Source organism: Methylophilus sp. 13, from assembly GCF_015354335.1.
GTDB classification, from domain to species: domain Bacteria; phylum Pseudomonadota; class Gammaproteobacteria; order Burkholderiales; family Methylophilaceae; genus Methylophilus; species Methylophilus glucosoxydans.
Genome location: NZ_JADKYR010000002.1, coordinates 585,341 through 597,515 on the forward strand (window position 1 = coordinate 585,341; position 12,175 = coordinate 597,515).

General features: G+C 53.6%; 12 protein-coding genes. 10 read left to right on the top strand and 2 right to left on the bottom strand.

Annotation, left to right across the window (positions count from 1 at the left end; genetic code table 11):
- Positions 1-44 precede the first annotated feature (44 nt).
- From INP77_RS07045 to INP77_RS07070, 6 genes are all read left to right on the top strand, one after another.
- On the top strand, positions 45-530 hold the full coding sequence (locus INP77_RS07045; protein ID WP_194748297.1) for an ankyrin repeat domain-containing protein: 486 nt from the start codon (positions 45-47) through the stop codon (positions 528-530).
- Positions 531-712: 182 nt separating this feature from the next.
- Entirely contained in the window at positions 713-1,063 is a 351-nt protein-coding gene (locus INP77_RS07050; protein ID WP_194748298.1) for a c-type cytochrome, read from the top strand.
- Positions 1,063-2,355: an NAD(P)/FAD-dependent oxidoreductase gene (locus INP77_RS07055; RefSeq protein ID WP_194748299.1), complete on the top strand. Its 1,293-nt coding sequence runs from the start codon at positions 1,063-1,065 to the stop codon at positions 2,353-2,355. Before INP77_RS07050 ends, INP77_RS07055 begins: the two co-directional genes overlap by 1 nt.
- Positions 2,352-3,563 carry a sorbosone dehydrogenase family protein gene (locus INP77_RS07060; RefSeq protein WP_228518770.1) on the top strand — a complete coding sequence of 404 codons (1,212 nt, stop codon included), beginning with the start codon at positions 2,352-2,354 and terminating at the stop codon, positions 3,561-3,563. Before INP77_RS07055 ends, INP77_RS07060 begins: the two co-directional genes overlap by 4 nt.
- Before the next feature lie 58 nt (positions 3,564-3,621).
- The gene (locus INP77_RS07065) at positions 3,622-4,206 is read left to right on the top strand and encodes a hypothetical protein (protein WP_194748300.1); all 585 of its coding nucleotides are present in this window, start codon (positions 3,622-3,624) and stop codon (positions 4,204-4,206) included.
- 9 nt (positions 4,207-4,215) lie between these two features.
- The gene (locus INP77_RS07070; RefSeq protein ID WP_194748301.1) at positions 4,216-5,100 is read left to right on the top strand and encodes an SMP-30/gluconolactonase/LRE family protein; all 885 of its coding nucleotides are present in this window, start codon (positions 4,216-4,218) and stop codon (positions 5,098-5,100) included.
- A gap of 156 nt (positions 5,101-5,256) precedes the next feature.
- Here INP77_RS07070 and INP77_RS07075 read toward each other — a convergent pair whose 3' ends face one another.
- Positions 5,257-5,451, bottom strand: coding sequence for a hypothetical protein (locus INP77_RS07075; protein WP_194748302.1), 195 nt, complete (start codon positions 5,449-5,451; stop codon positions 5,257-5,259).
- Between the two features lie 199 nt (positions 5,452-5,650).
- Between INP77_RS07075 and INP77_RS07080 the strand changes: the two genes are divergently transcribed.
- The 4 genes from INP77_RS07080 to INP77_RS07095 all read left to right on the top strand — a co-directional run bounded on the left by INP77_RS07080 (position 5,651) and on the right by INP77_RS07095 (position 9,530).
- Positions 5,651-6,331 (top strand): response regulator transcription factor, encoded by a 681-nt coding sequence (locus INP77_RS07080; protein WP_194748303.1) that lies wholly within the window; start codon positions 5,651-5,653, stop codon positions 6,329-6,331.
- Positions 6,332-6,345: 14 nt separating this feature from the next.
- Positions 6,346-7,812, top strand: coding sequence for a sensor histidine kinase (locus tag INP77_RS07085; RefSeq protein WP_228518771.1), 1,467 nt, complete (start codon positions 6,346-6,348; stop codon positions 7,810-7,812).
- Entirely contained in the window at positions 7,739-8,554 is an 816-nt protein-coding gene (locus INP77_RS07090) for a ferritin-like domain-containing protein (protein ID WP_194748304.1), read from the top strand. The genes INP77_RS07085 and INP77_RS07090 overlap by 74 nt, the downstream gene beginning before the upstream one ends.
- A 262-nt stretch (positions 8,555-8,816) precedes the next feature.
- Positions 8,817-9,530, top strand: coding sequence for an EAL domain-containing protein (locus tag INP77_RS07095; protein ID WP_194748305.1), 714 nt, complete (start codon positions 8,817-8,819; stop codon positions 9,528-9,530).
- An 89-nt stretch (positions 9,531-9,619) separates the two neighbouring features.
- Here INP77_RS07095 and INP77_RS07100 read toward each other — a convergent pair whose 3' ends face one another.
- Positions 9,620-12,172, bottom strand: a complete 2,553-nt coding sequence (locus INP77_RS07100) for a YbcC family protein (protein ID WP_194748306.1) — start codon at positions 12,170-12,172, stop codon at positions 9,620-9,622.
- Between the last annotated feature and the right edge of the window lie 3 nt (positions 12,173-12,175).

Here is a 12,175-nt window from a genome sequence, read left to right on the forward strand (position 1 = left end):
AGTGGTTATTTTTAAAAAATGAAAATCAGGTGTTTGGAGAGATTATGAAATCAATTAAGTTTTTACTGGCCTTGTGTTCACTGTCATTTGCCTTGCAAGCGTTTGCATTGACCGATGATGAATATATGGAGTTTACCGAGGCGCTGACGGGTGGCAATATCAAAGTCGTGAAAAAGTTTGTCGAAGCTGACCCTTCATTGGTCAACCAGAAGTTCTTTGCCTGGGAACCCCTGCAAATGTCCGCATCCAAAGGCAAGCTGGATGTGGTGAAATACCTGGTTTCCAAAGGGGCGGATCTGAACTATGTGCATCCGGCCAGCCGCAATACCGCGTTTCATATGGCCGCATTTATTGGCGATACTGAAACCATGAAATATCTGGCCTCTGCAGGCGCAGATGTAAACAAGAAACTCAAAGGCGATGTTTCGTTGATTCGTTACTTCAGAGAAGAAAATAACCAGAAAATGGTAGATTTACTGACCCAGTTAGGCACCAAAGATGATGGCTGCCAGGAAGAAAAATGCTTCTAATCCTCGAACTGGCGAGGGGGTGTTGATAAAAACGGTCATGAGTTTCATGGCCGTTTTTTTGTTTGCGGGTCAGGTGCCAGTATGGGTGATCGTTGCATCCACTGTGTAACCGCAGTCACTCACATCACCATGCCCATTCAGAATAATGTGAGCTCAAATTCATCATGTGTGACGGGGGTAGCATGAAGTCATTATTCAGCAGTGTGTTTTTCATTTATCTTGCCTGCGCCGGCCTCTGCGCGCATGCGCAAGACCCGCAGGCGATTCGAACGCTGGCAGCATCTTGTGCCGCCTGCCATGGCCCGGCCGGCAACAGCCTGGGCGGCACAGCGACACTGGCTGCGCTCAATCAAGCCTATTTTATCCAGCGCATGCAGGGCTTTAAAGACGGCTCTGTCAGCGCGACGGTGATGCACCATCATGCCAAAGGACTCACAACAGAAGAGATTGCGGACTTGGCGGCCTATTTTGCACAACAACCCAGACAGACGCCTCCCGCCTTGCCCAAGCAATCTTTTTTAGGGAGACAGTGATGACCGCCGCATTTGAACAAGCTCCCCTGACGCCCAATGGCCGCAGACAATTTGTGCGTTCCATCGTCTATGGCGGTCTGGCCTTTTATGGTCTGCCTGCGTTTGCACGCGCGAGCAAACCACCGCTTGGCCATGTTGTCGTGGTTGGTGCAGGCTTTGCAGGGCTCACGGCCGCCAAATATTTACGCGACTGGAGCATGGGCAATCTTAAAGTCACTGTGATCGAACCGAATCCACAGTTCATTTCTTGCCCGCAAAGCAATCTGGTCTTGGGCGGCAGCCGCACACTGGACGACTTGAGTTTTAGCTATGCGTTGTCACGCAAACAGCATGGCATCGACTGGGTACAAGACACGGTCACCAGTGTTGATCTAACCAACAAACAAGTACAGCTGACGCGCGGTCATCTGCATTATGACCGCCTGGTTCTGGCCCCCGGCGTTGACTTCAATTACGCAAGCATCACCGGCATGACCACGCCAGTGACCGACATCCCTCATGCCTGGAAAGCTGGCCTGCAAACTTTGCAATTACGGCAGCAACTGGAGCAGATGCCGGATGGCGGCGTATTTGTGATGACCATCCCGCCCGGCCCTTATCGCTGCCCGCCCGGCCCCTATGAGCGCGCTTGCCAGGTGGCGCATTACTTCAAACAACAAAAACCGCGTAGCAAAGTCGTTATTCTGGATGCCAATGCCGATATCGTGTCGAAAAAAGGCTTGTTTTTGCAGAGTTTTCAGGGCGCATACAAAGACCTGATTGAATACCACAACAACAGTACCATTCTGCAGCTGGATCCGGTGAGCAAAACAGTCAAAACTGACTTTGAATCGGTCAAGGCCGATGTCCTGAATGTCATCCCGCCGCAGCTGGCAGGCAAGGTTACGCAAGTGGCTGGGCTGGTCAATGTGGATCAGCGCTGGTGTGAGGTGGACTTTGTCACCTATGCCTCTACGCTGCAACCGGACGTGCATATTATCGGTGACAGTATTTCTGCTGGCTTGCCCAAATCCGCCCATATGGCGACCTCACATGCAAAGGTGTGTGCCGCAGCCATCATCGCCATGCAAACCGGTCACGCGCCCAATCCACTGCCGGTGTTTGCCAATACCTGCTACAGCTTTGTCGATGACCAGCAGGCCATGCATGTCGCCAATGTCTATCGTTATGACCCTGTTAAGAAAAGCATGGTGTCTGCAGAGGGCGGCGGCGTTTCAGCCAAGGCCAGCGTTCAGGAAGGGGAATATGCCCAGGCCTGGGCGCAGAATATCTGGGCAGATACGTTGACATGATGACTGCCGTGCTCAGTGCTGTCAGAGAACAGCAGTCACTATTGGCTGGCCTGATGCTGATCGGCCTGGGCATGGCAACCGGTTTGCATACTGCCACCGCGCAACCTCTGGCGACAGACGCCCTGCGCAATCTCAAGGCGCCTGCCGGACTGCAAATTGAGCGCTTTAGTGATGTGAGCGCCTGGGGCATGCCTCGCATGCTGGCGCTGGATCCGCAAGGTCAGTTACTGGTGAGTCTGGCGGACACTGGCCGTATTCTGAGGCTAGACCAAACGGGTCATGCCGAGGTGATTGCACAAGGACTCAATGCTCCGCAAGGCCTCACCCTGCTAGGAAAAGACCTGCTGGTTGCGGAGCAAACCGGCGTGGTGAAATTGCCCTGGCAAGACAGCCATTGGGGGCCGCCACAGCCGTTTATCCGCCACTTGCCCAGTGGCGGCCACCCCCTCAAAACGGTCAAGGTGTCGCCAGATGGCTATGTCTTTGTCAACGTGGGCTCCAGCTGTAATGTCTGTGTGGAAGACAACCCGCTACGCGCAACATTACTGCGCTTTACCGCAGATGGCCGCCCTGCCGGCACGCTGGTCACGCTGGGCTGGCATGCCCAAAGCGCGGTCTGGGCGACGGGACTGCGTAACACACAGGGGTTCACCTGGCATCCACAAACAGGTGCGCTGTTTGCCACCAACAATGGTGCCGACAATCGCAGCAGCCAGGCTCATGGCGCCGTTGATGATGACCTGCCACCTGAGCACTTGAACCAGATTGAAGGCGGAAAATCCTATGGCTGGCCCTATTGCTGGGGCGATCCGGCACAGGCGGGCAAGCTTTTTGCAGACCCAAATATGCCAGGCGCCGCAGGAACCTGCCAACAATCGCAGGCGCCCGCCCTGCTACTCCCCGCCCACAGCACACCGATAGGCATCACTTTTTTGCAGCACAGCAAGCTTCCCGCAGAAATGCGTGAGGATGCCATTGTCGCGCTGCACGGTTCATGGAACCGCAAACAGCCCAGCGGCTACGCCTTGCTGCGTGTACAATTCAGGAACCAACAACCTGTCGCAACCGTCCCATTCATTGAGGGTTGGCTACAAGACAATCAGGCCTGGGGCCGACCGGTAGACGTGATCGTCGGCACGGATGGCTGGCTCTATGTGAGTGATGACCTGACCGGCTGGATTTACCGTATCCGTGAGAAAACGCTGTAATAAAAGATTTATGCCACAGACCCGTTCTGGTCTGGGTGAATTGTTTGAGGAGATTGAAATGAAACGTCTTTTAACGTACTTAAGCGGCGCCCTGTGCCTGGCTTTGACGCCTGTTACCCAGGCAGGTGCCCAGCCTTCATTGGTCATTCAGGTGCCAGAGTCTTTTTACCAGCATCCGGTGCGTTTGCTCAACCCCTATTTAGTTTACTGGCACAATCGCGCTGAAATTGCAGAGTCGGTTGGCTTGAACAGCTTTCAGGCACAACATTACACCACATCCAGCTGCCAAGCCGAAGCACAAGGCCAGGCATTGGTCGTGATCGAACCGAATATGTTTTACAACCCGCAAACTGGGGTGTTTTATAGCGAGATTACGGCCAGAGTTTATAACACCCCGGCTGCGGATAGCGCGCTAGGCAAACCACTGATGACGGTGAAAGGCGAAGGCCAGTCGCGTGGCTGGCTGACCTACAATGTAGAGAATTTTGCCCGCCAGTCCTACCAGCAGGCATTTGAGCAAGTGATCCAGAAAATCCAGCAAAACCCGGCTTATGAGCCCTCTGTCGTAGCCGCGCCCGTTCAAACCTACCAAGCCTTGTGCAACAGCATTGATACGCTGTCACAACCTAAGGCGCTGTTCTAGAAAGAAAATATGCAATCATTCATCTCGAACACACCGTCATGGATACAATGGCTGTTGGCCAGCAGCCTAACCCTGACCAGCCTGGCCAGCCATGCGCACCCCCTGGAGCCGGTCAAAGGTCTGCTGACGCCCGAGTCCGTCGTACAAGCGGCCGATGGCAAAATTTATGTGTCAGAAATCAATGGCTTTGGCCAGGATGGCGACGGGCAAATCCGTGTACTGGACCATGGTCAGTCCTCCGTCCTGGTGCAAGGGCTGGATGACCCCAAAGGCCTGGTGATCATTGCCAATGACTTGTATATTGCGGACAAAACGCGGGTACTGCGCGTCGCGCTCAATCAGTCAGGCGCGGTTGCAGAAGTGTTTTTATCTGCCAACGAGTTCACCAAACCGCCACAATTCCTCAACGATCTGGCGGCAGATGCCAATGGCAATCTGTATATCAGCGATAGCGGCGACATTTTGGGCACAGGAAAAGGTGGTGCCGTTTACAAAGTGACCCCGCAACGCCAGGTGACTCTGCTGCTGGATGGCAAGATCGATGAGCGCATTTTGGCGCCAAATGGTTTGCTGGCCGATGCCAAGGGCGAACACCTGCTGTTGGTCGACTTTACCTCTGGGGTGCTATACAGCTACGATCTGGCAGGCAAATCACTGCAAGAGATGGCACGCGGATTTGGCGGCGGCGATGGCCTGGTCAGGCAAGCCAATGGTACGATTTATGTCAGCGACTGGAAATCCGGCAAGATTTTCAAGGTGGATGCACAACATAAAGTCACCTTGATCAAACAAGGTTACCAATCTGCAGCCGACATCGCGCTTAGCCAGGATGACCATCATCTGCTAGTGCCGGATATGAAAGCAGGCGAACTGGATATTCTGCCTTTGCGCTAATCGACAGGGATGCCAGGCCGTGGCCTGGCATATTTGTGGCTTGTAACAGGCAAAAAAAACCACGCAGAGCGTGGTTAAAGTGAGAGGATACACACGAAACCGCTGATTGCCTAAACGACGCTGCAGGGAATTCAGCGCGCTTAGGCAACTTCACAGTTACTTGGTTTGCGCAGTTTTTTTGTCAATCTCCTTTTGGGAACTGACCGCTGGCTGCGCACCAGCGTGTTTGGCGACTTTCAGATGCCTTTGCATTTCTACCTGGTCATGTGGTGAGGGATTTGTCCCCGCCCACACGGGCATCGAAAGTAAATATCCTGTCATTCCTATGATCAGCAACATGCGTTTTTTCATGATCACTCCTTATCAGGTTCCAACCCGTTGATCCTTAGTGTTTCTTGGTCAGCGTCTTTACTTCTGCGCTGTCAACGATTCACACGATACGCCTCGGGCCTTACAGCTAACTTACGCGCGCCTTGCACCAAGCTTACAACCCGTCAATCCGGCTTGCATTGAGGTAAACTGAGCGTATTCAAACCAGCAGGTGAAAGCGATGCGTCTATTAATAGTGGAAGATGATTTGGTGATTGCAAACGGTCTGGTACGTGCATTGACGCAAGCGGAATATGCCGTGGACCATGTGACAGACGGCAAGCAAGCCTTACGGGCAATTAATGATGATGTATATGATTTGGTGATTCTGGATTTAGGCTTGCCCACCATGGACGGGATGACGATATTGTCGCACCTGCGCCAGCAAGCCAACCCGATTGCCGTCCTCATTTTAACCGCGCGAGAAGATGTCGCGACACGCGTACAAGCGCTCGATATCGGCGCCGATGATTTTCTCACCAAGCCGTTCCACCTTGAAGAACTCGAAGCGCGGGTGCGTGCCCTGATCCGCCGCAGCAAGCTGGGCAATAACCTGCCACTGCAATGCGGCAACTTGAAACTGGATGTTGCCAACAAACTGGCGACCATCAATGACCAACCAGTCACCCTGTCTGCACGCGAACTGCATTTGCTAGAAACCTTGATGATGCGCATGGGTAAGATCATTGCCAAAGAGCAGATCATGGAATCGTTATGCAATTGGGATGAAACGCTGGGCGATAATGCCATTGAAGTGTATATCCATCGCCTGCGCAAAAAAATTGAGCCCAGTGGCGCCAATATCCGCACAGTGCGCGGCTTGGGCTATATGCTGGAAGCCGAACAACATGCGCAGTCCTAAAGGGTGAGCAGACCATGATGCCCCCGCTTTCGCTCAAAAGCCAGCTGCGCTTGTGGCTGTTGCTGCCCATGCTGGTTGTGCTGGGCGTTTCTGCCGCCTTGTCTTACTCGCGCGCCCTGCTCTATGCCACACAGGCCTACGACCAGGCCTTGTTGCGGACCGTGCTCGCGCTGGCAGATGAGGTGATTATTGACAGCCACAATCAAGTCAAAATTGAGATCCCCGAGGTCGCCAGCCATTTGCTCAGCTATAACGAAGGCGATCACATTTACATCAAAATCAGCGACCCCAAGGGTAAACTGGTGTTTGGCGAAGCGCATTTACCCCTGCCCAAGCAACTGCCTGCGGGCAACCAGCAGGTTTACTATAACAGCCACTACAAGGGCGAAGCGATCCGCGCCGTAACCTTTGGCCTGCCAGAGAGCGAGGCGGCCAATGCGCGCAACATTCTGATCAGCATGGCCGAGACCACGGGCAAACGGGATGCCATGGTGGCCGAAATGGTCGAAGAAATGCTGTTGCCGCAAGTGCTTATGATGTTGTTGGCTGCCATTGTGATTGAATTGGGTATTTATTTTGCCCTCAAACCCTTGCAAGACCTCAGGGAATCTTTGCACCAACGCTCTTACCGTGACCTGAGCGCGCTGGATACGCAAGCGACGCCAAACGAACTGCAACCCTTGCTGCAAGCGATGAATGCGCTGCTCGCACGGGTCAAGGCAGGCTTGCAACAGCAGCAGCAATTTATTGCCGATGCCTCACACCAGTTGCGCACACCGATTGCCGGGCTGCAAACCCAGGCTGAACTGGCCTTGCGCAGCCAGCCGCCTGAGGCCATTCAAGAGCCGCTTAATTACATGCTGCGCAGCACCACCCGCTTGTCACACCTGATACAGCGGCTGTTGACCATGGCCAGAACCGATGCTGCTGTTTCGCAGCTGCAATTTCAGCCAGTGTCACTCACCAAAATCATTTCAGATGAATGTGCGCGCTGGATTGGGCCAGCCAGTAACAAACAGTTAGAGCTCGATGTCATGATTGAAACCCAGCAGGATCAGGTGCTGGGCGATGCGCTCATGCTCTCTGAACTCTTAAACAACCTGCTGGAAAACGCCATTCAATACACCCCAAAACAAGGCCTGTTGCAGATCCGTTTATTGCAAGCGGGCAAATTCCTGGTGCTGGAAGTGGCAGACAGTGGCATTGGCATTCCTGCCGATCAAACCACCCTGGTTTTTGAGCGCTTTCACCGGCTTGACCCGAATCAGGGCAATGGCTGCGGCCTGGGGCTCGCTATCGTGGCCGAAATTGCCGAACATCATAACGCCAGCATCACAGTCACTCCGGGGCTGGCACATCCTGTCAGTGGTCACATTGGCAGCCAATTCACGGTAAAATTCGAACGCTATGACGAACGACTGCCTGAGAACCCGCGCCCTGCAAACCCTGACCCTAAGGGACCCGCAACAAAAATGTCTTGAGGTCGCTGCCCTGTGGCAAGCCTGCCTCACTGGCGCGCTGAAAATCCGGCCACAGCAGGCATTATCCGCAGACGACCAGAGTATTCCCGGCCGGCCTGAGCGCCCGGCCTTAGTGGCACCGGCCAAAGTGCAGCGCCGAGCCATGAACACGGCCGAAGGCCGCGCCGCCTTAATTCATGCATTGGCGCATATCGAATTTAATGCCATCAACCTGGCGCTGGATGCGGTCTGGCGCTTTGCCGACATGCCTGAAGCGTATTACCGCGACTGGCTGCAAGTGGCCAAAGAAGAGGCTTATCATTTTTCGCTACTGCGCCAACATCTGCAGCAGCTGGGCTTTGATTATGGCAATTTTGATGGTCACAACAGCCTGTGGGAGATGGTCGAAAAAACCCAGGCCGATGTCCTGGCCCGCATGGCGCTCGTCCCACGCACCATGGAAGCCCGTGGCCTGGATGCCACCCCACCGCTCAAGCAAAAACTGTTACAAGCTGGCGACCAGGCCGCCGCCGCCATCCTCGATATTATCCTGCGCGATGAAATCGGCCATGTCGCGATAGGCAACCGCTGGTTTGGCTATTTGTGTGATCAACGCCAGCTCGACCTGGTGGATACCTTTGAACAATTGCGCCAACAATACCATGCGCCCAAACTGCGCCCACCCTTCAATCTTGCAGCACGCAAGCTTGCCGGCTTCACCGATATTGAGCTCGCCTATTTGAATGGGGATTGCAGTGCGTAGGAATTGTCGTGAGCGGATCAGCACAGCATAAAAATACATGCTTTGTTGAATTATATGAGCATCAAATATAATGCTTTTCAACTGATCAAGCTGCAACGGTGCGTATTACTATCCCTAAAGTATTAAATTTATTTTTGAGTTTCATCGCCTAGCTGGAATGACCGCATCCCATCAGGTAGCAAGAAGCTGGTGACTGCGTACAGGAGAACCCTAAATGCAATGTGGAAAATGTAATCCTCAACACCTGGGGATAGACTTTTCAATGGCGTTTCAACCCATTATTGCCTTCGAGCGCAAACAGATTTGGGGATATGAAACACTGGTACGTGGCCTGGAAAACCAGCCCGCGGCGTTCATTCTGGATCAAATTGACGCCTCCAGTATTCATAGCTTTGATCAAACCATCCGCTCAAAAGCCATCAGGCTCGCCAATCAGTTACATTTTGACCAGATTCTGTCTATCAATTTTTTACCAAACGCAGTCTACAACCCTGAAAACTGTATTCAATCCACGCTCGCCGTGTGTGATGAACTCGGTTTTGATAAAAAGCGCATCATGTTTGAGGTGACCGAGGCAGAGAAAATCACCGACCATGCGCATTTAAAAAATATTTTTACCGAATACAAAAAACATCAATTTCTGACTGCGATTGATGATTTTGGCGCGGGTTATTCTGGCCTGAACTTACTGGCTGAATGGCAGCCAGACATTATCAAGCTGGACATGAACCTGATCCGCGACATAGACCAGAATAAAACCAAACAACTGATTGTGAAAAGCATCCTGGATGTGTGTCGCGGACTCAATATCGAGGTGATTTCAGAGGGCGTCGAGACCCGCGCTGAACTGACGGTACTGGTCGATTTTGGCATCGACCTGTTTCAAGGCTATTATTTTGCCAAGCCCTTGTTTGAAGGGCTACCAACCGTGGCTGAAGACTGTTTTAGCCTGGCTCGCTCACCTAACCCAAGATAGCTAAAAAATCACTCACTTGCCAGCATGCATCCATGACCGGTCTTTAGTAAACGACCTCAGGCATGCATACTGACAAGATGATGACAGACTCAAACGGGCTGCGTCATTTCAGCAAAATCAAGTGCCTGCCATTGCCCGGCAACATACCGCCAACGCTGCCCATCCTCTTCACACCACAGGTGTAACCAGCCATGGTTGACCAGGTGTCTAATGACCGCATGCCTGCCGATAATCTGGTCAATCTGTCTGCGGCTTGCCACAATGACCACCGTCAAGCGGAGCGGTTCATGCATCCACTGCTGGCCATCATGCAATGACTGTTTGGAGAGACCAATTCTGAGGTCACCGCCATTGCCTTCAAACACGCCGATGCGGCCACCGACGACGTTGTGTAACAGCTTATTTCCGCTCCCAAGCTTGACTGGCTCACAGGTCGAGGCATGGTACTGCCAGTTAATCCAGTGCGTCACCAGCATGGGGGCCGTCATCAATTGTTCCAATAACGCCCCTTCAATATCCGCCGCCGCATCATACTCATGCAAAAATGCCCGCCCGGCCAAATTCAAATGTCTGGTACGCGCCCGGGGAGCCAGAATAAATGCCGCATTGTTGGCCAAGCCCCATTCCGGCCGGGTCTGCGCAGCGTCATTGGCACGCTGGCGAAAAGCTTTGAACAAACGACCGGCATCGATGGCTTGTGTTGACTGCATTGAGGTAGAGGCTAACTGTGCCCGTACAACTTCACCGGCAGCGGTAAACAGCTCAGCCGCTTGCTGCCAGCGAGTGTGCGTTGCGGCTGGCAGCAGATCAAGATCAAAGCCTTGCAACGCTTGTGTGGTAGTGTTGTGCAAGGCGGCAACAAACCAGGTTTCGGCGGGGATCGCCATGCCCATACTTGCCAGCTGCGCCCTCACCTCGACATCATTGAGCACAGCGGCCAAGGCACGCGTGTTTACCTCGCCAGATTGTCCGCAACATGCGCCGCAATCGAGGCTGGAGGCATGTGCATTGTTTTTGCTCTGGCTGGCATGCCCCACCAGTAATACCAGCGGCGCCAATCCGCTGGTCAGGCCTAAACTGTTGAGTACCCGCGCAGCAAGCTCGGCTTTTTCGACCACGCTCACCGCTTGTAACTGAGGCCGGGTCAATGCGCGGTATTTTTTCGGCAAGCCATGTTGATCAAGCGAACTGCGGGCATGCAATTGCGGCTTGATCATGGCTAACAAGGGTTTCAAAAACAGGGGGCCCGCGCTCTCTACCAGCGAAAAGGCCGCTCCAGGATATTTGCTCAGTCGGCTGACCTGGCCAGACAGCATAAAATTGCTGAGCCGCTTTTGGCCGACTTTTAGCTGTAGCGCTTTGCTATCGCCCTGTGCCACTTCGCTTACCGCCTCTGAACCGACAAGGACTTGATCACGGACAGTTAAGCTAGGGGCCAGCAGGCCCGGCAACTGTGGACGCTGATAGTCGGAAGCAAAAGGCTGATAGGCAATCGGCAAGCCAAAAAAACCCGCCGCGCCCAGCGTTTGTATATTGGGTGACAATGATTCTATTGCCCGCCGGATCGGTTCACTGCGCACATCAATACAAAATGCGGCCTGAATCAGTGGCGTGGGTGTCGGTGTTGCAGCCTCCGGCACCTGGCTCAGTTGTTGCGCCAGCTGGCGCTGATAACCGATTTCCAGTGCCAGCTGCCAGACCTCATCCACTTGCAATGCCTGTTCTGCAGCTTGAATTTTTTCAGCCACATGCTGCCATTTTTGCTGGATGACCCTAATGGCGCTGTTGGTTGCATTGAGGCCTTTGCATTGCATTAAAATCACGCCCCATGCCAACCGAATCGCCAGCAAATCACGCAAGCTGTCATCACTCTGGCCTTGTAATCTGGCTTGCCAATCCAGATAAGCACACCAGGATGCCCAGCCATTCACCGTGAGCAATACCGCTTCAAAATAATCGGCCAGCACGGCCTCATCCAGGCCCAGCGCCTCGACCACCCAGCGCTCAGCCTGTTGGCGATTGCGTGGCAAATAATCCAGAAACTGGTGGATGTTGGGCAAGCCCATCAACACACCGATGCCATGGTCATGCACGATCATGTCACGCCAGAACTGGTACAAGCCACCTGCACGCTCAGGCTGCCAGTCTGACTGGTCCCGGTCAAAATACGCGGCACAAGTCTGGCTGACCTGATGCGTAATCGCATCGCGCCAGGTCAAGCGCTGAAACCGCTGGTCATCGTCATCGAGCACATCTATCAATAGCGGTAATTGGGTAATGGCAAGCGGCGCCGATAACAGGGCCACCGCCTCTGCAATCGTGGTCTGCCTGAGCCCGAGTTGTGTCATGGCCTGGGTTAAGTCCTGTGCAGACATGCGTCCTTGCTGCCAGGCATATAACAGATGACTTCTGGCTGGGAACACTTGCAGATCGCCTAGCACAGCCATGCGTGCCGCTACAGTCCTCACTGGCAAGTGGACTCTTTTCCAATGCGGGTTGACTGCAATCGACTGATCCAGCGGCCAGGTAGGCGCAATACTGTCGCACGCACGCTGGCAGGCCTGGTCTATCACCTGCTCACGGATAGACTGTGCTTGCCCATGGTGACGCCCTGGGAATACTTGGTCTTCAATAAAAAACATCTT